This window comes from Lachnoclostridium sp. (genome assembly GCF_031997925.1).
Lineage (GTDB): Bacteria > Bacillota > Clostridia > Lachnospirales > Lachnospiraceae > Lachnoclostridium.
On sequence record NZ_DAMADT010000018.1, the window covers coordinates 69,181 to 90,448 of the forward strand.

At 34.2% G+C, this 21,268-nt stretch carries 22 protein-coding genes; 20 read left to right on the top strand and 2 right to left on the bottom strand.

Annotation, left to right across the window (positions count from 1 at the left end):
* Nucleotides 1-24: 24 nt before the first annotated feature.
* The 9 genes from mreD (at nucleotide 25) to RTP52_RS12535 (ending at nucleotide 8,511) form a co-directional block, all read left to right on the top strand.
* Entirely contained in the window at nucleotides 25-534 is a 510-nt protein-coding gene (gene mreD / locus RTP52_RS12495) for a rod shape-determining protein MreD (protein WP_312371740.1), read from the top strand.
* Nucleotides 534-3,380, top strand: coding sequence for a penicillin-binding transpeptidase domain-containing protein (locus RTP52_RS12500; protein WP_312100340.1), 2,847 nt, complete (start codon nucleotides 534-536; stop codon nucleotides 3,378-3,380). The genes mreD and RTP52_RS12500 overlap by 1 nt, the downstream gene beginning before the upstream one ends.
* Entirely contained in the window at nucleotides 3,331-4,125 is a 795-nt protein-coding gene (minC, locus tag RTP52_RS12505) for a septum site-determining protein MinC (RefSeq protein ID WP_312100339.1), read from the top strand. Before RTP52_RS12500 ends, minC begins: the two co-directional genes overlap by 50 nt.
* A gap of 74 nt (nucleotides 4,126-4,199) precedes the next feature.
* Entirely contained in the window at nucleotides 4,200-4,982 is a 783-nt protein-coding gene (minD, locus tag RTP52_RS12510; RefSeq protein ID WP_312100337.1) for a septum site-determining protein MinD, read from the top strand.
* 13 nt (nucleotides 4,983-4,995) lie between these two features.
* The gene (minE, locus tag RTP52_RS12515; RefSeq protein WP_312100336.1) at nucleotides 4,996-5,268 is read left to right on the top strand and encodes a cell division topological specificity factor MinE; all 273 of its coding nucleotides are present in this window, start codon (nucleotides 4,996-4,998) and stop codon (nucleotides 5,266-5,268) included.
* A gap of 12 nt (nucleotides 5,269-5,280) precedes the next feature.
* Entirely contained in the window at nucleotides 5,281-6,450 is a 1,170-nt protein-coding gene (locus RTP52_RS12520; RefSeq protein WP_312100335.1) for an FtsW/RodA/SpoVE family cell cycle protein, read from the top strand.
* A gap of 21 nt (nucleotides 6,451-6,471) precedes the next feature.
* The gene (gene mgsA, locus RTP52_RS12525) at nucleotides 6,472-6,873 is read left to right on the top strand and encodes a methylglyoxal synthase (protein WP_312100334.1); all 402 of its coding nucleotides are present in this window, start codon (nucleotides 6,472-6,474) and stop codon (nucleotides 6,871-6,873) included.
* 103 nt (nucleotides 6,874-6,976) lie between these two features.
* Complete coding sequence (locus RTP52_RS12530; protein WP_312100333.1) at nucleotides 6,977-7,939, top strand: D-alanyl-D-alanine carboxypeptidase family protein; 963 nt, start codon at nucleotides 6,977-6,979, stop codon at nucleotides 7,937-7,939.
* A 152-nt stretch (nucleotides 7,940-8,091) separates the two neighbouring features.
* The gene (locus tag RTP52_RS12535; protein ID WP_312100331.1) at nucleotides 8,092-8,511 is read left to right on the top strand and encodes a twitching motility protein PilT; all 420 of its coding nucleotides are present in this window, start codon (nucleotides 8,092-8,094) and stop codon (nucleotides 8,509-8,511) included.
* 265 nt (nucleotides 8,512-8,776) lie between these two features.
* Here RTP52_RS12535 and RTP52_RS12540 read toward each other — a convergent pair whose 3' ends face one another.
* Entirely contained in the window at nucleotides 8,777-8,980 is a 204-nt protein-coding gene (locus tag RTP52_RS12540) for a DUF378 domain-containing protein (RefSeq protein WP_312100330.1), read from the bottom strand.
* Between the two features lie 103 nt (nucleotides 8,981-9,083).
* Here RTP52_RS12540 and RTP52_RS12545 point away from each other — a divergent pair, with 103 nt between their 5' ends.
* The 10 genes from RTP52_RS12545 to RTP52_RS12590 all read left to right on the top strand — a co-directional run bounded on the left by RTP52_RS12545 (nucleotide 9,084) and on the right by RTP52_RS12590 (nucleotide 18,839).
* Nucleotides 9,084-10,472: an HlyD family efflux transporter periplasmic adaptor subunit gene (locus tag RTP52_RS12545; protein WP_312371746.1), complete on the top strand. Its 1,389-nt coding sequence runs from the start codon at nucleotides 9,084-9,086 to the stop codon at nucleotides 10,470-10,472.
* Nucleotides 10,473-10,548: 76 nt separating this feature from the next.
* Nucleotides 10,549-11,370, top strand: a complete 822-nt coding sequence (locus RTP52_RS12550) for a YggS family pyridoxal phosphate-dependent enzyme (protein WP_312371748.1) — start codon at nucleotides 10,549-10,551, stop codon at nucleotides 11,368-11,370.
* A 21-nt stretch (nucleotides 11,371-11,391) separates the two neighbouring features.
* Nucleotides 11,392-12,012, top strand: coding sequence for a cell division protein SepF (locus RTP52_RS12555; RefSeq protein WP_312100326.1), 621 nt, complete (start codon nucleotides 11,392-11,394; stop codon nucleotides 12,010-12,012).
* A 404-nt stretch (nucleotides 12,013-12,416) separates the two neighbouring features.
* A complete protein-coding gene (locus RTP52_RS12560) occupies nucleotides 12,417-13,208 on the top strand; it encodes a YlmH family RNA-binding protein (protein ID WP_312100325.1) in 792 nt (263 codons plus the stop codon).
* Between the two features lie 12 nt (nucleotides 13,209-13,220).
* Nucleotides 13,221-14,198, top strand: coding sequence for a DivIVA domain-containing protein (locus RTP52_RS12565; protein WP_312100323.1), 978 nt, complete (start codon nucleotides 13,221-13,223; stop codon nucleotides 14,196-14,198).
* 14 nt (nucleotides 14,199-14,212) lie between these two features.
* Nucleotides 14,213-15,316, top strand: a complete 1,104-nt coding sequence (aroB, locus tag RTP52_RS12570) for a 3-dehydroquinate synthase (protein ID WP_312371750.1) — start codon at nucleotides 14,213-14,215, stop codon at nucleotides 15,314-15,316.
* Nucleotides 15,317-15,323: 7 nt separating this feature from the next.
* On the top strand, nucleotides 15,324-15,851 hold the full coding sequence (lspA, locus tag RTP52_RS12575; protein WP_312100320.1) for a signal peptidase II: 528 nt from the start codon (nucleotides 15,324-15,326) through the stop codon (nucleotides 15,849-15,851).
* Between the two features lie 194 nt (nucleotides 15,852-16,045).
* Nucleotides 16,046-16,990, top strand: coding sequence for an RluA family pseudouridine synthase (locus RTP52_RS12580; protein ID WP_312100319.1), 945 nt, complete (start codon nucleotides 16,046-16,048; stop codon nucleotides 16,988-16,990).
* Nucleotides 16,991-18,331 (top strand): ATP-binding protein, encoded by a 1,341-nt coding sequence (locus tag RTP52_RS12585; RefSeq protein WP_312371753.1) that lies wholly within the window; start codon nucleotides 16,991-16,993, stop codon nucleotides 18,329-18,331.
* A gap of 139 nt (nucleotides 18,332-18,470) precedes the next feature.
* Nucleotides 18,471-18,839 (top strand): BlaI/MecI/CopY family transcriptional regulator, encoded by a 369-nt coding sequence (locus tag RTP52_RS12590; RefSeq protein ID WP_312100316.1) that lies wholly within the window; start codon nucleotides 18,471-18,473, stop codon nucleotides 18,837-18,839.
* 110 nt (nucleotides 18,840-18,949) lie between these two features.
* Here the strand turns inward: RTP52_RS12590 and RTP52_RS12595 are convergent, their stop codons facing one another.
* The gene (locus tag RTP52_RS12595) at nucleotides 18,950-19,942 is read right to left on the bottom strand and encodes a LacI family DNA-binding transcriptional regulator (RefSeq protein ID WP_312100315.1); all 993 of its coding nucleotides are present in this window, start codon (nucleotides 19,940-19,942) and stop codon (nucleotides 18,950-18,952) included.
* Between the two features lie 425 nt (nucleotides 19,943-20,367).
* On the opposite strand from RTP52_RS12595, the gene RTP52_RS12600 reads away from it, so the two are divergent.
* Complete coding sequence (locus RTP52_RS12600) at nucleotides 20,368-20,988, top strand: nitroreductase family protein (protein WP_312371756.1); 621 nt, start codon at nucleotides 20,368-20,370, stop codon at nucleotides 20,986-20,988.
* Nucleotides 20,989-21,268 lie beyond the last annotated feature (280 nt).

Here is a 21,268-nt window from a genome sequence, read left to right on the forward strand (position 1 = left end):
TTTTAATTAAGGTAGGGGTAAGACGTGATACGAGTTTTGGTAACCTTAATACAAATCTTAATATGCTTTTTACTTCAGAGCGCAGTGTTTCCGTCTTTTCAACTTGCGGGTGTCGTTCCGGATTTATTGTTGATTCTAGTGGTAACCGTAGCGTATACCAGAGGTATCTTTTCTGGTCTGTTTACTGGTTTGGTTTGCGGACTTTTATTAGACTGCTCCATTGGTGATGTGATTGGTCTCTATGGAATCCTTTATATGTTCATCGGATATTTTAATGGCTATGCAAATAAGATTTATGACAAAGAGGATTACACAATTCCTGTGCTTTTAATCGCTGCAAGTGAATTTGTATACTGTTTCTTCTACTATATAGCGGAATTTTTATTACGTGGTAGACTAAATTTAGGATTTTATGCTTATCGAATTATGTTACCAAGAGTAATATATACTGTACTTGTTGGTATCGTATTTTATAAGCTTTTTCATATGATACATTTGGGTTTAACCAAGTTAAGCAATAAGGAGGGATCATAGTGCTTGATGTTTTGCTTGATAAGCTAAAGAAATTATTTTCTTCTCGTATGATTCCTATTAACTTAATTTTTATGGGAATGTTTGCTGTTTTAATCTATCAAGTGTTTGTGATGCAGATTGTAGAGGGTACAGCAATCGCCGAAAAACAGGAATATTTAAATAATGATTCAAGACAAATAAAAGCTACTCGTGGAAACATCTATGATAGAAATGGAAAATTACTAGCTTATAATGAACCTAGCTATTCTATTGTTATTAGAAACAGTGGTCTAATGGGAACAAACGCAGAGAAAAATGCGATGATTCATAAGTTAATTAAGTTGCTTGAGAAATATGGATATGATATTGAATTAAATTTTAATATTATTATTAATGAAAACGGTGAATTAGCGTTTGATATTTCTGGTGATCAATTATTACGTTTTAAAAAGAATGCGTTTTGTAAACCGAGTATTAGTAAGATGGAAGAGGAAGAGAAAAATGCAACCGCGCAGGAGGTATTTGATTTCCTAAAGAATGGTGTAAGTGGATCACCGATGTTTCGAATCTCCGATGAATATTCTTTAGAGGATGCCTTAAAGATTATGACGGTGCGTTATCAAATGTTGATTAATGATCCAAGTTATGATCTTACTTTAGCTTCAAACGTAGATAAAGAAACTGTAGCGGCTGTGAAGGAAAACTTGGCAGATATGCCTGGGGTTGAAGTGAAATTAGAAACTTCTCGAGTATACAATGACAGTGTTTATTTTGCACATATCTTAGGGTATACCGGTCTCATCAATTCTACGGAATTGGAAAAGTTAAATGAAAACGAAAAAATCTATGAAGAAACAGACGTTGTAGGAAAAACTGGTATAGAAAAAGAGATGGAAAGCTACCTGGTTGGTACCAAAGGGGAATCAACCATAACCTTAAATGATAGCGGTAAGGAACTCGACACAAAAGTTACAAAACAACCTGTTTCCGGTAATGATGTTTATCTCACGATAGATCGTGACCTTCAAGTTGCAAGTTATCATATCTTAGAGAAAAACATTGCAGAAATTTTACTATCCGTTATTACTCCAGAGATGGATTATGGCGGAAAAGGAGTGAACGCTGCAAAGATAAAAGTGCCAATCTATGAAGTTTATAATGCATTATTATATAATAATGTGGTTGATATCGCTCATTTTAGAGAGGAAGATGCAACAGACTTAGAAAAAAGTGTGTACCAGAAGTTTTTAGACAAGCGAGAGGGAATCTTTAATAGCTTAAATGATTTATTAAAGATTGACAGTACGGTTACTAACAGTGCAGCAGGAGCAGAGATGGAGGAGTATCTACAATATGTATACTCTAAACTTTCTTCCAGTCAAGTTGGTATCATCTTATCTTCTAAGATTAACAAAGAAGATACGCAATATCTAAATTATAAGGATAATAAACTTAGCCTTAGTAAGTTTTTACAGTATGCTATTACTCAAAACTGGGTTGATTTATCTAAACTTGGTGTAGGTACAGAATACTATAGAACAGATGAACTATATGAAAAGCTAAAAGATTATGCTATGAATTTATTAGTGGATGACAAGGAATTTGAGAAGAAGATTTACCGAACTCTTGTCTTTTCGAAAAAGTTAACCGGAAGGGAAATTTGTCTTTTATTATTTGACCAAGATGTGTTAGAATATAATGAGAATGATTATTCGAGATTAAATAGTGGAAGTCTTTCTGCTTATGACTTCATTACAACAAAGATCAGAAATCTCGAAATTACACCTGGACAGTTGGCTCTTGAACCTTGTAGCGGTTCCCTTGTAGTTACCGATGCAAAATCCGGTGATGTCCTAGCAATGGTTACCTATCCTTCCTATGATAATAACTATCTAGCCAATAAAATTGACTGGAATTACTACAGTAAGTTATTAGAGGATAAGGCAACTCCATTAATTAATCGTCCGACGATGTCGAAAACAACGACAGGTTCTACCTTTAAACCATTGATGACTTTTGCTGGATTTGGTGAGAAGGTTATTAATACGTCTACTAGAATAACTGACAGAGGTATTTTTGAAGAAATCGTTCCTTCACCAAAATGTTGGAAATACCCAAGCTCGCATGGTACACTCGATGCATCTCAAGCAATTCAGCATTCTTGTAACTACTTCTTTTATGAGACTGCAAATCGTATGTCAAAAGATGATAAAGGTGTTTATAAGGATGCGATTGGACTTGAAAAGATTAATAAATACGCGCAGATGTTTGGATTTGGCGATGTATCTGGGGTAGAAGTAGAGGAATCAAAGCCTGAGATATCGAATACCGATGCGATTCGTACAGCCATTGGATATTATCATAATTTTACTCCAACACAGATTTCTCGTTATGTAACGACTCTTGCAAATCGTGGAACATGCTTTAATCTTACTTTATTAGATAAGGTTGAAACAAAGGATCATAAAATGGTTTATGAAAATCAGGCAAGCATTTATAATAAGATTACTGAATTCACAGATGAACAATGGAATATGGTACAAAGAGGTATGTATCTTGTGGTTAACTCCTCTGCTAGCTCCTTAGACCGTATTTATGGGAACCTAGGGGTAACTGTGGCAGGTAAAACTGGTACAGCACAGGTTAGTAAAACAAAACCTAACCATGCTCTATTTATAGGATATGCACCATATGAGAATCCTGAAATCAGTATTACCTGTATTATTCCGAATGGTTATTCTTCTGCAAATGCTGCAAAGATGGGTCGTGAAGTATTGGGATATTATTTTAATGGCGAGAATAAAGAAGCTCTCTTAAATGGAGATATTACTGCAGGCTCCGCAACAAACATTAAGGTGTCTGACTAGGATAGACCATAGAAAGGATATGCAAAGCATAAAGGAATATGCAAAGCATAATGCTTATGCTTGTATAATTGGTGATTGTATGAATAATTCAGTCATTATCAAAGGAAATAAACATGGTATTGTGGTTGTACTCGATAAAGAGTTGGAGTTTTCTAAGTTGTTAGATGATATCAAAGTCAAATTTGAAGACTCAAGAAAATTTTTAGGAAATGCAAAGATGGCCATTAGTTTCGAAGGACGAAAATTAACGGATACTGAGGAACGGGAAATCTTAGATACGATTGCAATAAGCTCAGATCTTCACGTGGTATGTGTGATTGACAATGATGAGGAAAGAGATAAAGTATTTGCCAAGGCATTGGAGGATAAGCTCTTAGAGCTCTCCAATGCCACGGGGCAATTCTATAAAGGAAACTTAAGATCTGGACAAGTATTAGAGACTGAAACAAGTGTTATTATAATCGGAGATGTAAATCCAGGTGCAAGCGTGGTAAGTAAAGGGAATATTATTGTACTAGGAGCCTTAAAAGGGACAGCTTTTGCTGGTGCTTCAGGAAATGAAAACGCGTTTGTATTGTCTTTAGATATGAATCCAGGACAGATTAGAATTGCAGATATTATTGCGAGAGCACCAGATCATCCATCGAAGGAGGAAGCGAGGGAAACTAAGATTGCATTTTTAGAAGAAGGTAATATATATATTGAACCTTTGAATAAGAAAGTCCTTAATGATATTCGTTTATAGGGGAATTTATTTTTACTTACTACATGTAATATACACTACATGTAATTTTAAATCATATGTCTGGAGGAATCAGAATGGGAGAAGTAATCGTTGTAACATCCGGTAAGGGTGGAGTTGGTAAAACTACAACAACAGCAAATGTGGGAACAGGACTTGCAAAGCTTGATAAAAAAGTTGTATTAATCGACACCGATATCGGATTAAGAAATTTAGATGTTGTCATGGGTCTTGAAAATCGTATTGTCTATAACTTAGTTGATGTTATTGAGGGAAATTGCCGTATTAAGCAAGCATTAATTAAAGACAAGCGTTACCCTAATCTTTATTTACTACCATCTGCACAAACAAGAGATAAGTCCTCAGTAACACCGGAACAGATGAGAAAGTTATCCGATGAATTACGAGCTGAATTTGATTACATATTAATGGACTGTCCTGCTGGTATTGAGCAAGGATTTCAAAATGCCATCGCTGGCGCTGACAGAGCATTAGTAGTCACAACTCCAGAGGTTTCTGCTGTGCGTGATGCAGACAGAATCATTGGATTGTTGGAAGCAAATGAGATGAAGAAGACAGAGCTCATCGTAAACCGTCTTCGTATGGATATGGTGAAACGAGGAGACATGATGTCAAGCGAAGATGTCGTGGAAATTCTAGCGATTGATTTAATTGGTGTTGTACCAGATGATGAGAATATTGTCATTTCAACAAATCAGGGAGAGCCTTTGGTTGGTTCTGATTCTTCAGCAGGTAAGGCATATATGAACATTTGCCGCCGTATTACTGGAGAAGAGGTACCATATCTTGACTTAAATTCCAAGCAGGGGTTCTTTAGTAAACTGTTTAAGAAAAACTAAGGAGGATAATCTAATGGCTTTAATGGATTTTTTTAAGAAGAAAGCATCGGGAAGTGTCGCGAAAGACAGGTTAAAACTTGTCTTAGTGTCTGATCGCGCTGGTTGTTCTCCTGAAATTATGGAACAGATTAAAAACGATATTATCGCTGTAATATCAAAATATATAGTGATAGACCAAGATGGTCTGGATATCAAAATAACTCAGACGGAATCAGAAGGTAATAACGGAAATGTACCAGCGTTATTTGCCAATATTCCGATCAAAGACCTAAAGCACAGTAAGTAAGGAAATAAATTCATGTTTAAAACTTTGTTCAAATCAATATTTAATTTTGAGGAATATGATCTAAAGCATTATCAGGTATCATTACTAGCTGTCATATCGATACTTGGTGTTATTGGTATGGTGTTGATCAGGCGTTTACAAGATGCGAATGAAAGACAATTTGAAAAGCAAATCATTGGTTATGCAGTTGGTTTAATTGTTGCGGTGGTTGTCTCTTTAATAGACTACCACTTTGTTGCCAAGTTCTTTATTCCGCTTTACATTATTAATTTAGCTTTACTTGTAATCACAAAATTTACTCCACTTGGTAAATCACATTATTTGGCACAAAGATGGATTTTAATCGGCGGCATTGAGGTACAGCCTTCTGAGTTAACCAGAATCATAATGATCATATTCTTAGCAAAGTTTTTTGACATCGTAAGGCGGCAAATTAATAAAGCATCGATCATTTTGCTAGCGTTAATTCTAATGGTATTACCAATTAGCTTAATCTTTATTCAGCCGGATTTATCAGTAAGTATTGTACTTTTAGCAACATTTTTATGTATGTTTTATATGGCAGGGCTTAGCTACAAAATAATTTTGCCAACATTGGCGATTGGGATACCAAGTTTTATCGCGTTCTTTTGGTACGTTCAGCAAGATTACCAAGTGATTCTTACACCTTACCAAAGAGATCGTATCTTAGCTATGCTACATCCAGAGATGTTTCCGCAGCTGGCTTATCAACAGGTAAATGCTGCTAAGTGTATTCGTGCTGGTGGTGTCTCTGGCAAGTTGTTAGCAGATGCTGATGCTACGCTAAAATCTGCAAAAGTACCAGTTATAGAGAGTGACTTTATCTTCACTGCGATTGCAGAAGCATTTGGTTTTGTCGGAAGCATGATAGTCATAGTATTACTAATGATTTTTATCTATAAAGCATTAAAAATTGCTCGAATGGCGAAAGATTTTATGGGAATGTTAATTGCTTCTGGTATTGCATCATTGACGATGTTTCAGCTTTTTGTTAATATTGGAGTTGTAACTTCATTATTACCGAATACCGGAATTCCGTTGCCATTTGTTAGCTCGGGATTAAGTGCTTTATTAGGAAATATGCTGATGGTAGGCGTATTACTTAATGTAAGTCTTCAAAATAAAAGAATGTTACCACAAAGGGAGACATTATCACTATAGCATAAAAGAGGAGGTAGGAACGTGAATATTGGAATGATAGCACACGATGCGAAAAAGAAATTGATGCAGAACTTCTGTATAGCGTACCGTGGTATTTTGTCAAAACATCAATTATATGCGACAGGAACCACAGGTAGATTAATTGAAGAGGTAACAAACTTAAATGTTCATAAATATTTAGCAGGTCATTTAGGTGGTGAACAGCAGATGGGAGCACAAATAGAGCATAACGAAATTGATATGGTTATCTTTTTACGTGATCCTTTAACTCCAAAATCACACGAACCAGATATTATGACTGTTGTCCATCTTTGTGACACACATAATATTCCACTTGCGACCAATCTAGCTACAGCTGAGCTTTTGATTAAAGCTTTGGATCGTGGCGATTTGGATTGGCGCGATATATTCAAGGGAAAATAGTTTAACTTCTTATTTAAGCAGTATTCAATCTGCAAGCAGATTGAATATGCATGGGTATAGAGTCAAAATACAACAGTATAGAATTGGCAGATTGGAGTTCAAATTGAAGAAAATAGGTGTGTTAGTTTTAAGCATCAGTTTGCTACTTACGGGCTGTTCGAAACAATCAGATGTATTAATGCTATATTCCGGTACAGATGGTAAATTAAATGAAAGTATCGGAACTTATGTAGATGCTGTAGCTGCGGATTTTCTAACAAAAGATTACAGTGTCGTGGAAGAAAGTCAAAACCACATGGAAGATCCAGCAATTCCAGCAACTGCAGCATTCATGTTTAATGATACAGATCATCAAGTATTATTTGCAAAAAATGTATACGATAGAATCTATCCAGCAAGTACAACGAAATTGTTGACAGCACTTATCGCACTTAAGTATGGTAATCTAAAGGATAGTGTAACGATAGAAAAAGACAATGCAGGAGTTACCACGTATGGAGCTAAGCTATGTAATTTTAAAGCTGGTGACGTTGTTTCAATGGAAACTCTTTTGAATTGTTTATTAGTCTACTCTGGTAATGATGCAGCAATCGCAATCGCAGAGCATATGTATGGTTCTGAAGAAGAATTTGTAAAAAAGATGAATGAGGAAGCTGCTAATATTGGGGCAACCAATACGCATTTTACAAATCCTCATGGATTACATGATCCGAATCATTATACAACAGCATATGATATGTACTTAATCTTTAAAGAATGTTTAAAATACGAGAAATTTGTTCCGATTATAAAACAGCAAAACTATGAGGCTTCCATTACAGACAAGGACGGAAAGCTTCGTAGAAAATCTTATGAGACCACAAATATGTTTTTACTTGGTACGAAAGAGACTCCGGAAGGAGTTACAGTGTTTGGTGGAAAAACTGGAAGTACCGGTGATGCGGGAGATTGTTTGATTCTTTACAGTACCTCAGCGGAAGGAAAAGCGTATATTAGTTCAGTTTTTAAAGCTGCAGGGAAAACGAGTTTATATAATCAACATGCTCACCTTTTAGAGATGGAATAAGTTCTTTTATCTCCTTTGTTCGACATTAGTTGTCAGATAATTAAAAATGAAAAAATGGAATTCTTATGCAAATTAGCATTGTTTTTTCATTTCGTTTATACTATAATATGAGTAAGCAAGAAATCGTTTATAATGTAAAGGAGGAGATTGCGATGATACAGATTATTGTAGGTGCAAAAGGTAAAGGTAAGACAAAAATTCTAATTGATAAGGCAAACTCAGAAATTGAGGCCGTGAAAGGGAATGTAATTTATCTTGATAAGAGCAATAAGATTATGTATGAACTCAATAACAAAATACGTTTGATTAACGTAAGAGATTATTGTATTGAAACTCCGAAAGAATTTATAGGATTTGTGTGTGGTCTGATTGCAGCCAATCATGATCTGCAAAAAATTTATCTAGACAGTTTTATGAAAATAGCATGTACAAGCCTAGAAGATATCGATGGTGTACTTGATAAGATAGAGATGATATCAACAAAATACCAAGTTGACTTTATCATCAGCATCTCCATTAGTGAAAACGATTTGCCTGACACTAAGAAACAGAACGTGATTGTAGCTCTTTAAATTGTAAAATTTTCTCCAAAAAAAGCGGTTTTGCACTTCAATTACGGAATAAATACTCCGTACTATCGTGTAAAACCGCTTCCTTTATGAAATATTCTTTTTACTCCAGTCGTAGACTGTTCAGTCACTAGACTGTTCAGTCGGTAGACTATTCAATCTTTAAGACTGTACAGTCATTATGATTGTTTTGTTATTTAGTGCAACAATTTACGAAAGCGCTTATTCGTAATTATGAGGTAGTTAAATTCCTCATTTTGTAACATGATTACATATCGTCATTTTTTAATCTACCAAAATAGCTTAAAGCATATAAACCGGATATACCGACTAATGCATATATGGTGCGAGCTATAATGGTCATATTACCAAATATGAATCGTACTAAATCAAACTGGAAAAATCCAATTAACCCCCAGTTGACTGCACCGATAATAACAAGAACTAGAGCAATATAATCAATAACTTTCATATTTTACACCTCCTATGTGTTCTAGTTAATGGTAGTGTAAACAATCCATGGTTTTTTATGCAAACAACCAGTGGAATAAAATAGAAAAATAAAAGAGGTTATTATGCAAGAGAATTCAAAGGTAGTCAAATTTAAAAAAAGAAGATCGATTAATATAGGTGTTATCATTTTCATAATAATCTTAATTTATACAGTGTTAAATGTTTATTTTTATTTATCGAAACCTCAGATTTCGATTTATGAGGTTTCAGAGCAGCCACTATCTCAGGAGAATATTGTACAGGGTGTGATAATTAGAGAAGAAAAGATGGTTACTACAGATCGATCTGGTTACGTGAATTACTACTTTCGTGAAGGCGCCAGAGTTGCAAAGGATGCTACAATCTATTCTATTGATGAAAGTAAGAAGATTTATGAAAAACTAACGGATACGACAGGTGGAATAAAATTTTCTAAGATGGATGCAGCCAGTATACGTAAAGATATTGCAAAATTCAAATATACGTATCAAGATAGCAATTATTCAGATGTTTATAATTTTAAAGATGAGATATCAGCTAGTATACGTAATATTTTGGATGTTAATTTGCTTTCTAACATGCAGGAGATTATTAACAGTACTGGCTTAAGCTCAAATTTTGGTGTTGTGAAAGCTCCAGAGACAGGAATTATTTCTTATTATTCTGATACTCTTGATGGCTTATTGGCAGACAATGTATCAGAAACAACATTTAACATGGAACAATATGAAAGAAAGAATTTGCGTACCGGAGAAATCATTGAAAATAATCAAAATGTATATAAACTATTGACAGAAGATCATTGGAACATTGTTGCACCTATTTCTGCAGAATTAGCGAGCCAATTACAAGATAGGAAGACAATTACTTTTACGATAATGCTAGATCAATTTCAAATGAGAGCACCATTTACAGTATATCAAAAAGGAGAATCGTGGTTTCTAAATATTGCATTAGATAAGTATGTTACAAGATATTTAAGGGAAAGATTTCTAGAGATAGAGATACAGTTAAAAGCAGAGTCAGGATTAAAAATACCAAAGTCAGCCATTACGGAAAAGGAATTTTATATGGTTCCAATAGAGTATTTTACCAATGGTGGTGACTCTGGCGAGCTTGGCTTAGTTCGTGAAGTATATAATGAAACAACAAAAGCATTAGAACCACAATTTACAGCATGCGAAATATACTATGAAGATGAAACTTATGGTTATGTCGACAAAGAAACCTTTGGAATTAACGATTATATTCTATCGGATAAAACTACGGATAGATTCCGAATTAGTTTGGTAGGTAAATTGGAAGGAGTTTATAACGTCAATAAGGGGTATGCCGTTTTTAGACGTATTGAACGATTGTCCGAAAACGATGAGTATGTGATTATAAAAAAAGGTACGAAGCGAGGACTGTCTGTATATGACCATATTGCACTAGATGCAACGAATGTGATAGAATCTGCAGTAATATATTAAAGCATACAGATAATTCGATGGTTGAGGCTTCTTTGATACAAGCTAACAAAATAAGTAAGATAGAATGGAGGCTTCTATGATACAAGAAAATATAACTAATGTATTACAAAAGATTGAGGCGGCTTGTAAGCGAAGCAACCGATCAAAAGAGGAAGTTATATTAATTGCAGTTAGTAAGACGAAACCGATTGAGATGTTAATAGAAGCTTATCATGCTGGGTTAAGAGAATTTGGAGAAAATAAAGTCCAGGAGTTATGTGATAAGTGTGAAAAATCTAGATTTTTCACACAGATACAACTAAGTAATGATTGCAAAAATGAAAATGTAAAGTCCTTTCATGATAATTACAATCAACCTAAGTCATCTATAACACAATTAAACAATTCTTATCATGATATTAATTCATCTCACGAGATAAAATGGCATATGATAGGTCATTTGCAGAGAAATAAAGTGAAATATATCGTGGATAAAGTAACGTTAATACACTCTGTGGATTCCTATCGTTTGGCAGAGCAGATTGATATCGATGCTAAGAAAAAAGGAGTCTTGGTCGATATATTGATTGAGATAAATATTGCTGACGAAGAATCGAAATTTGGTGTCAAACCGAGCGAGGCTGAGGCGCTAATTCGCGAGATTTCAAGCTTGTCCTCGATACGTGTCAAAGGTTTAATGACAGTGGCACCTTATACAGAAAATCCAGAGGAAAATAGAACCTATTTTAAAAAAATGCACCAATTATATGTTGACATCAATGAAAAAAACATTGATAATGTATTTATGAAAATACTTTCGATGGGAATGACCGGTGACTATGAGGTAGCAATAGAAGAAGGCTCTACCATGGTTCGCGTAGGAACCGGTATCTTTGGGGAGCGCAATTATAGCGAGTAAATAAGATTAGGAGATTGTGCTATGGCAAATTTATTTAAAAATATTTTGGATTCCTTAAAGCTGACAGATGATGATGATTTAGATGATTATGATGATTACGTAAGCGAACTAGAGGAAAAAGAACGTAGAAAGACAGAAAGACAAGAACAGAGACAAGCTGTGAAACAGGAGAAGAAAACATTTTCGTCTCAAAGACCTGTTTTCTCTGAAGAAGCTGCAACAAGTAGTTCGTCAAAACTCTCTGCAGCGACCGGAACATCAGATTTTGCAGATTTAAGAAAAGAGCGTTCCCAGCGGATGGAAAAGAACAATGTTAGTAAGGTAGTTCCTATTAGAAACCCTCAAAAGGGCTTAGAAGTATGCATTATGAAGCCTACTAGTTTTGAGGATTCTCAGGATATCTGTGATATGTTATTATCGGGACGTGCTGCGGTTATCAACTTAGAGGGATTTGATGTAGACCTTGCTCAGCGTGTGATGGATTTTATTTCTGGAGCAGTGTATGCTTTAAATGGCAAATTACACCAGATTTCAAGTTATATTTTTATTATTTCTCCGGATTCTGTAGATATTTCGGGGGATTATTTGGATTTGATTCGCCAAAACGGTTTTGAAGTTCCAACACTTAATAAGGATTTTTAGAATGGTGCCTATAAATATAATATTAACGAAGTCTTTTTCGATATTTTTCAGTATTTTGCAAGTCTTTTTATTAATACAGATTTTCGTTGATATGTTCTTAATTTCATTTATAAAAAAACCGCTGAAATTTATACTAGACCCAATCTTAAATCCAGTAAAAATTCTATTAAGTCATTCCAGTTTTTTTACTGCTATTACAGATTTATCACCGATTATTGCTTTTCTTATCTTGTCTTATTTACAGCAGTTAATCGGAGCATAATTGTAATTTCTTTTTACAAATAATTAGAATTCAATGCGATACGTGTGAATTCACACAGCCTACTGATCGGGCATGATTTCAAGTGTAACACGTAATTTGTGCTATGAATCAAATTCTCAGGTGGCGGCGGAATGGAGATTACATGAATTTAGAGAAAGAAGAGCTTCTTTTTCGTAAGATTATTTCAGAATCAGCGAAAAGTGCTTATCATAAGGAGATATGTGTGTATACTGATTTCTTAAATATAAATGAAATCAGTATATTTCATAGTATGGAGAAAGAATTACCCTTGCTAGCTTACTCGGTGTATGGTGGATATGAGGGTGCGGAAAGGGTTCGTATTTGTTTTCATGGAGACCTAATAAAAGAGCATGGAAATATCTCTTTGCAAGCAGAGGGAAAAAACGATTATCCAATTCAATGTCTTAGAATCTATCCAGCAAGTGAAAAATTTGCAGGGGAACTCGATCATAGAGATTATTTGGGAGCTATTCTTAACGTCGGTATTGAACGTTCCAAACTTGGAGACATTTTAGTGAGAGGAAAAGAGGCTTATTGTTACTGTGATTCTCGGTTAAGTGAATTTATTAATACTAACCTTAGCAAAGTAAGACACAATATCGTTCGTGTTGAAGTGATAAAATCAGATGAAGTACAAGCCACAATATCTTTTAAAGAAGTAACCGGTAGCGTTGCTTCTTTTCGTTTGGATTCCCTTATTGCATTAGCTTTTCGTACTTCAAGAAGTAGTATTACTGGGTTAATTGCTGGCGAAAAGGTATTTGTCAATGCAAGATTGGTAACTTCCAATAGTTATATGTTAAAACCTGATGACATTGTATCCGTACGAGGATATGGTAAATTCAAGGTGAAAGAACAAGGTGGTATCTCAAAAAAAGGCAGGATATACGCAACATTATCTATATACCAATAGGAGGAATAGGATATGATTACACCAATAGAAATTCAAAGTAAAACCTTCAAATCCGGTGGACTTGGGTATGATAAGAAGGATGTGGACTCTTTCTTACGTGAGGTATTGTTAAGTTACGAGCAGATTTACCGTGAGAATATGGAAATGAAAGACAAGATCTCAGTCTTAACAGAAGGAATTCAGTACTACAAAACAATTGAAAAAACGTTACAAAAAGCCTTAGTGCTTGCAGAAAAAACAGCAGAAGATACAAAGGCACAGGCACAAGTCACTGCAAAAAATATTGAAAATGAGGCTAGGACAAGGGCACAGCTTATTGTTGCTGACGCTAAAAATGAATTGGAACATTTACATGCTCAAACAATCGGTTTATTGCAGCAGTATGAAAAATATAAATTGCAATTTAAAAATTTAGCAGCTGCTCAAATAGAGCTATTACAAAGCGAATGTTTTGATATCAGTCTCGCAAAAATTGAGACCTTTGTTTCTCTAAATAAAAAAGATGCGAATGTTACAAAGGCTGATAATGTTGATAAATATAATGAGTCAGGAAAAATAGAGATTGCGTCAGAAAATAATACGGACAAGAAGCAAATACCTCCAGTAGCAACTAAGAGTAATAAATATGACGATAGAAATGGAAATAAGAATCATCATATAAATAATAATCAGAATACAAATAATAATCATAATGACAATAATAATTATAATTCAAATAATAAGAATCACAATGTAAACAAGACGAATTGGCAAGCTAATTCACTTGGAAATAAAAATCACAATTTTAATAATAATAAACATTCAAAGAAGCAATATCAGAATACAGAGAAAGACTATACGGAGGCTTTGGAGCAAGTCAGTGCGTCAAGTGAAGAAATCTCTTTAGAGGAATATAATGAGTTAATGAAAGTAACCTACTCTCATTCAGAACCTGTAGAAGATCAGCAGGAAGAGTTTTCCTTTATTAATCTAGAGGATGACGAAGATTAAGGAGGAAATTTGCCATGCTTGATTTATACGATAGATTAGAAGTAAAGTATGAAGGGGAACCATGCTATGATATTGTTCTAAACGATTCTTTTATGGATTTAGTAGAAGAAATCAATTCCCTTGAATTAAAAAATAGAAAAATATGTATAGTTACAGACAATAATGTTGCTCTGTGTTATCTTAAGCAATTGGAGGAGCTTTGTAAAGATCATGTCGGTAAGGTGGTATCTTTCGTTTTTCCAGCAGGTGAGGATAATAAAAATCTTGAGACTGTGCAGAATTTATATGAGTATTTAATCAGGGAGAGTTTCGATCGTAAAGATGTTTTATTAGCACTTGGTGGGGGTGTAGTGGGTGATTTGACTGGTTATACTGCTGCAACCTATCTAAGAGGAATAAGGTTTTTACAGGTACCTACTTCTCTTTTGGCAATGGTTGATTCCAGTATAGGAGGAAAAACGGGAGTTGATTTTAAAGCCTATAAGAATATGGTAGGAGCATTTTATATGCCTTCCTGTGTTTATATGAATTTAGAATGTCTAAAAACAATCGATGACCGTATTTTTCTTTCAGGTATGGGAGAAATCATAAAACATGGATTAATTCAGGATATAGCTTACTATGAGTGGCTAAAAGAGAATAGGAATCTGATTATAGCAAAAGACGTTACAGTACTGCGAAAAATGGTAGGTCGAAGCTGCGAGATAAAACGTTCAGTGGTAGAAATTGATCCTCATGAGCAAAACGAAAGAGCATGGCTTAATTTTGGACATACCATTGGACATGCAGTAGAAAAATGGATGGAATTTACCTTATTACATGGAGAATGTGTAGCAATTGGTATGGCTGCTGCGTCTTATCTATCCTATGAGAGAGGATACTTGACGAAAGAAGAACATGAGGATATCTTATCCACAATAGAAGCATTTAAACTACCAACCAGAGTACAAAAATTAGAGATAGCAAATATTTTAGAAGCATTAAGCCGTGATAAAAAAATGGATGCAGGTCAAATCAAATTCATACTATTACGTCGTATTGGAGAAGCAGTTATTGATACTACAATAACGACGGAAGAGCTTATTAGGGCAATTGAGTTCATAATGAAAGAAAGGTAACTTTAGGATGGAACAGGAGATTTTATTATCAAAAAAAACTTATATTAAATACGGTATTTTGTTTGTGATTCTGCTTATCCTTGATCAGATTACAAAATATTTTGCAAAGTTACAATTTGCGGATGGGGATTCGCTTGTCATAATACCAAAAACTCTTAGGTTAATCTATCACGAGAATGATGGAGCAGCTTGGGGAATCTTTAGTGGCAAAGCATACCTTTTGACATTTATAACTGTAGTTGCTGTCATCGTTATGGTTTTTTTATTTTTTAAATTACCAAGAACTAAAAAATATAATGCAATACGTTATATCTTAGTGTTTATAGCTGCTGGTGCTGCAGGAAATAATTTGATTGATCGAATTTTATATGGTCATGTCATTGACTTTATTTATTTTGAGTTAATCGATTTTCCAGTATTTAATGTTGCTGACATCTATATCACATGTTCAACAGTCTTGTTTGCAATATTGCTTTTATTTTATTATAAAGACGATGATTTTTCGTTCTTTAGTAAGAAAAAAGTACATGAGTAGACTGAGCGTAATGGTAGAAAGTTAATTAAGTTCATAAAAGAATAGATGTTAAAAAAAGTTACGTAAAAGAATAGTTGTTAAAAGAAGTTAGGTAAAAGAATAGATGTTAAAAGAAGTTAAGTAAAAAAATAATTGTTAAAGAAGTTAAGTAAAAGTATAGATGTTAAAAAGAAGTTAAGTTAAGAGGATATAGAATGGAGAATAATATTAAAACATGCTGTATTGACAGTGAGTATGAGGATGAACGCATTGATAGTTTTCTTGCAGAACTGGAGGAAGGCTGTTCTCGTTCTTATGTTCAGAAGTTAATAAAGGATTCCCTTGTGAAGATCAATGGTGATGTGATTAAGGCAAATTACCGCTTAAAAGAAGGGGATATACTTACTTATGAAGTTCCTGAACCCGTATCATTAGAGATAGCAGCAGAAAATATTCCCCTTGATATTTTATATGAAGATGAGGATATTATCGTAATAAATAAACCAAAAGGATTAGTTGTTCATCCGGCGGCAGGTCATTATTCTGGTACCTTGGTAAATGCACTACTTTATCATTGTAAGGATAGACTATCCGGTATAAATGGAGTAATGAGGCCAGGGATTGTTCATCGTATTGATATGAATACCACTGGAGTATTGGTTGTTTGTAAAAATGATAAATCTCACCAATCAATAGCAGAACAATTAAAGGTACATTCCATTACAAGAAAATACGAAGCGATTGTCTATAATTCCTTTAAACAAACAGAAGGAACAGTAGATGCGCCTATTGGAAGACATCCAATCGATCGAAAGAAGATGGCAATCAACCAAAAGAACGGGAAGAATGCTATCACGAATTATCGTGTACTGGAGAATTTCAACCATGGTTATGCTCACAACCAAGGTTATGCTCATATCGAATGTTCATTAAAAACAGGACGTACTCACCAAATCCGTGTTCATATGGCAAGTATACATCACCCTTTATTAGGTGATGATGTGTATGGACCGGAGAAAGATAAATTTCATCTTGAAGGGCAAGCTTTACATGCTAGAGTTTTAGGATTCCTTCATCCAACAACACAGGAATATATGGAATTTGAAGCCCCATTGCCCGAATACTTTGAGCAATTGATTGAAAAATTGAGGTGTAACTAAGTGAAACGCAATGCGATTAAAAAATTAATTACATGGAAAGAGCAAAATTCAAGAAAATCAATGTGGATTACCGGCATCAAAGGTGTCGGTAAGACCTTCTTAGCACTTGATTTTGCAAAATCCTTCTACGAAGGCAATCTCTATGTTAACTTTGAAACTAATGCAGCTGTTTGCAATCTATTTCAAAAGGCTGCTTATTCTATTGAAAATGAATTAAATATTATTGAACTATTATATCAGTATTATGAAATCCCTTTAGAATTATCAGGAAATCTATTAATCATACTTGATGAAATTACCTTTTGCAAAGAAGCAATGGAAGCGCTTAATCATTACTTAATGAATGTTACAAGTGTTCCAGGAACACCAGTTACGGGAACTAAAGTTTCAGAAACTAAAGTTACAGGAAATAACGTTCCAATACTAGTATTATCGAGTGAATTTATTGAGGTTGACGATAAGTTTTTTGACAGTTTTACTCTTTATCCAATGGAATTTGATGAATTTTTAGTAGCCAGTGGAGATGAATGGTATGCTGAAGTAATCAAAGGGCATTATCAGACCAATCGTAAGATTCCAGAAATTGTGCATAAGGAACTTCTAACAATTTTTGAAGATTATCTTCTTGTTGGTGGAATGCCAGCAGCAGTGAATGATTATATCACTATGGAAAATACGAACAATGTTGCTGAAATTCATCAACGTATTTATCTATCCTTACTAGCTTCTGCTAAGGAAAAACATTCGGAAAGTGATGCCTTAAAGCTTAGTCAAGTCTGTTCTGTTATGGTCGAACAATTATTAAAGGAAAATAAAAAATTTCAGTATCGTTTGATACGAAAAGGAGCAACTTATGCTCACTATAAAGATGTGATTCAATATCTTGTGACTAATTCTTTAGTGTACAAATGTTCAAAAGGTACATACGACAAAACAGAAGGTATTACCATAAGTCCAGAAGCGTTACAATTTAAGCTTTACGTTGCGGATGTGGGAATACTGAATACCCTAATCCGAAAAAATTCTCTTTATTTAGATAATCAAAATGAAATGATTGAAAAGACAATTTTAGATAACTATATTATGCAAAGTCTTATAGCAAGAGGATATCTTCCGAATTTTTGGGAGTCGAATAGTCAAGCTAAGATTGACTTCTTAATTCAAAACTCCGACGGTGTGATACCGCTTGAGATAAAGACAAATGAAAATACAAGATCAAAAAGTGTAAGTATTTTTCGTACTGCACATGATATTCCTTATTCAATTAAGATTTCGAATCGTAATTATGAATACTCAAATCAAGTGAAACATTTGCCATATTATGCGATGTTTTGCTTATAAGATAGATTGACAAATTAATTCTAATTCGGTAGAATGATGGTAGTTATTACCATCTACCATAGTAGAATAAGCTTATGAGAACTATAAATTGTAGAAAATAAGCATCAAATACAAAGATGCTTGTGAGGAGAAGCAAAATATGGGAGAAATAAGATTACATGAAGGTGAACTTAATATCATGGAACTTTTGTGGTCTAATAAAGTACTGGCAGCGAAGGATATTGCAAAAATAATCAAAGAATATGTCGGTTGGGAAAAGAATACTACCTATACCGTAATAAAACGTTTAATTGAGAAAGGAGCAATTATCCGAGAAGAACCTGGATTCCTATGTAAAGCAGCTATCTCCAAACGAACCGTTCAACGTACGGAAACAAAGGTGCTATTAGATAAATTATTTAATGGGTCTTTAAATACATTTTTAGTGGAATACTTAAATAATCAAAGTTTAAAGCAAACCGAGATAATGGAATTAGAAAGAATAATTAGTAATTATAAAACAGTATAGATGTTATATCAAGAATAAGCACGATCCGTGAACTTTTCTTATCATAAATAAAACCCCCATGCATGTTTGATGAATTGTGCCATGGGGGTTCATTTATATATTAGGGTAATTTACTTTACCTTACATACGGATTCTCTTATTACTAATTCTGAGTGGAAAAGCATTGTACTAACTGGTACTGCGGATATTAATTGAGATAGTAGTGTAAATGCAGTTTTTCCGAGTGTAAAACGCTCCTGACGAATGGTTGTTAGTGGAGGAGCTAGATACTTTGCAATTGGAAGATCATCAAATCCAGTGATACTGATATCCTCTGGCACTCTTAACCCGAGCTTATAAATTTCATTAATAGCACCTGCGGCAATAAGATCGCTGGCACATACAATTGCAGTAGCTCCATTTTCTATAAACTTTGGAATATAGGAACTTGCGGTCTCGGGTAAGAAACTGATACCATAGCCAATTAGATTTTTATCGATTTCTAATCCAACATCTTTCATAGCAGCAAGGAAACCTTCATAACGCAAGTTGGATACATAACTGTTTTTGGAACCATTTAATAACGCGATTTTTTTATGGCCATTTTTATAGAGATAGTTTACTAAGGATTTTGTGCCGATGTGGTTGTCCGTACCAATATATGCAACATGTTTATTTGAAATGTAATTATCAAATAGGACAGTAGGAATAGTGGTATGCTTTAATTGCTGCATATAAGCATCAGTCATTTCAAAACCAAGAAAGAATGCGCCACTGAATGCTTGTTGTTTCATATAAGTATCATAGGATTGCTGCGTCTGCGTATAAACATCCATTGGGATTATATCGACTTGATAATGTTGTTCTTGTGCCATTAGTTTAAATCCCGTAATTAATTCATATCCGAATTGGTTGATATTTTCATAATCCATATTCTCAACCATAATGCAAACTTTATGGTTATCTTGGGATTTTTTCTCTTTTACAACATATCCTAACATGATTGCGGTATCTAGTACCTGTTGACGCATTTCCTCACTAATATCACTTGCCCCATGCAGGCCTTTTGATACGGTACTTATTGATACACCTAATTTTGCTGCTATATCTTTAATTGTTGCCATAACGACCCCCATTAGCTCAAATTCCGTTTACTGATGTCTATTATATCTTATTAATATTTGATTGTAAAGTTTCGAAAACATACGAAAACTGATACAAAAATGAATCTCAGATTAGAATACAATTTATAATTTAACCTCATCAGGGAAGTCCCCCGCTTCTGTAAGCGGGGTTAAGGACTTCCTGCTTCAGCAGGAAGCTCCTGTTTTAAAATGCACGTAGTGGTAATGAGGTAGAGCTGGTAGCGTAAGCGGATTGCAAATATCCGCTTTGACGAGAGGAAAATTATAGTGAAGAGATAAAGAAGGAATATGTTTATACTCACTTTTGATATTGTTTTCTGTCGAAATATGTATTAATATAAGAAGATGGTTAAAATTACATAAAAATGAACAGAGCTATTATAGCTTTTGAAAGGTGGTTAAAAATGGGAGAATTTTTAGAAGTAGTACGAGAACGAAGGTCTGCCAATAAATTTCTTAAAGGAATAAAAGTGCCGAGAGAAGATTTTGAAGCGATATTTAATGATTTATCGCAAGCGCCTTCCTGCTTTAACTTACAACATACCCATTATTATGTAGGTGAAACAGAAGAAACGATTAAAGAATTATATGAAGCTTCTTATAAACAATATAAAGTACTAACTTCATCAGCAACAATCATTGTGACAGGTGATAAAAAAGCTTTTAAAGATGCTTCACAAATCTATGAAGCTTCAAAATTCCTTAAAATTATTGATGATAAAGAATATGATGATATATTGAATACAATTAATGAACTTCACGAAAGTGGAGGCGCTTCCTTCCAGCACGATGAAGCTATTCGTAATGCCTCAATTTCTTCCATGTTATTTTTATTATTAGCAAAAGATAAAGGCTGGGATACGTGTCCGATGATATATTTTGATTCTGAGAAAGTAAAAAATATTTTTGATATTCCTGAAAATGAAGTTCCAGTATTAATGATTACGATGGGAAAGATGGATACAACAAGCTTTAAAGTCAGAGGTTATCGAAAGCCATACAATGAATATGTAAAGTTTAAATAAATATGTAATAAAGATATCACCATGAAATCATTCCTAAGTAACTTGTGAATGAAATGATACTTATAATTATGTATATTTGGAACCTCCTTGGGATTGTATGAAAGATTAACACCGGGAGGTTTTTTCCTATAGTTTCATCAACATACCAACCTTCACATGAGTTCTCGCCCTTGATGCTGCTTTTTTTAACCTCATCAGGGAAGTCCCCCCCGCTTCTGTAAGCGGGGGTAAGGACTTTCTGCTTCAGCAGGAAGCTCCTGTTTTAAAATGCCACGTAGTG

Coding starts and splice junctions, on each gene's coding strand:
- RTP52_RS12565 (WP_312100323.1), top strand. CDS start 13,221: ATGATTACACCAATAGAAATTCAAAGTAAAACCTTCAAATCCGGTGGA.
- minD (WP_312100337.1), top strand. CDS start 4,200: ATGGGAGAAGTAATCGTTGTAACATCCGGTAAGGGTGGAGTTGGTAAA.
- RTP52_RS12555 (WP_312100326.1), top strand. CDS start 11,392: ATGGCAAATTTATTTAAAAATATTTTGGATTCCTTAAAGCTGACAGAT.
- aroB (WP_312371750.1), top strand. CDS start 14,213: ATGCTTGATTTATACGATAGATTAGAAGTAAAGTATGAAGGGGAACCA.
- RTP52_RS12535 (WP_312100331.1), top strand. CDS start 8,092: ATGATACAGATTATTGTAGGTGCAAAAGGTAAAGGTAAGACAAAAATT.
- RTP52_RS12540 (WP_312100330.1), bottom strand. CDS start 8,980: ATGAAAGTTATTGATTATATTGCTCTAGTTCTTGTTATTATCGGTGCA.
- RTP52_RS12550 (WP_312371748.1), top strand. CDS start 10,549: ATGATACAAGAAAATATAACTAATGTATTACAAAAGATTGAGGCGGCT.
- RTP52_RS12580 (WP_312100319.1), top strand. CDS start 16,046: ATGGAGAATAATATTAAAACATGCTGTATTGACAGTGAGTATGAGGAT.
- RTP52_RS12520 (WP_312100335.1), top strand. CDS start 5,281: ATGTTTAAAACTTTGTTCAAATCAATATTTAATTTTGAGGAATATGAT.
- lspA (WP_312100320.1), top strand. CDS start 15,324: ATGGAACAGGAGATTTTATTATCAAAAAAAACTTATATTAAATACGGT.
- RTP52_RS12560 (WP_312100325.1), top strand. CDS start 12,417: ATGAATTTAGAGAAAGAAGAGCTTCTTTTTCGTAAGATTATTTCAGAA.
- RTP52_RS12600 (WP_312371756.1), top strand. CDS start 20,368: ATGGGAGAATTTTTAGAAGTAGTACGAGAACGAAGGTCTGCCAATAAA.
- minC (WP_312100339.1), top strand. CDS start 3,331: ATGGAGATATTACTGCAGGCTCCGCAACAAACATTAAGGTGTCTGACT.
- minE (WP_312100336.1), top strand. CDS start 4,996: ATGGCTTTAATGGATTTTTTTAAGAAGAAAGCATCGGGAAGTGTCGCG.
- RTP52_RS12595 (WP_312100315.1), bottom strand. CDS start 19,942: ATGGCAACAATTAAAGATATAGCAGCAAAATTAGGTGTATCAATAAGT.
- RTP52_RS12545 (WP_312371746.1), top strand. CDS start 9,084: ATGCAAGAGAATTCAAAGGTAGTCAAATTTAAAAAAAGAAGATCGATT.
- RTP52_RS12590 (WP_312100316.1), top strand. CDS start 18,471: ATGGGAGAAATAAGATTACATGAAGGTGAACTTAATATCATGGAACTT.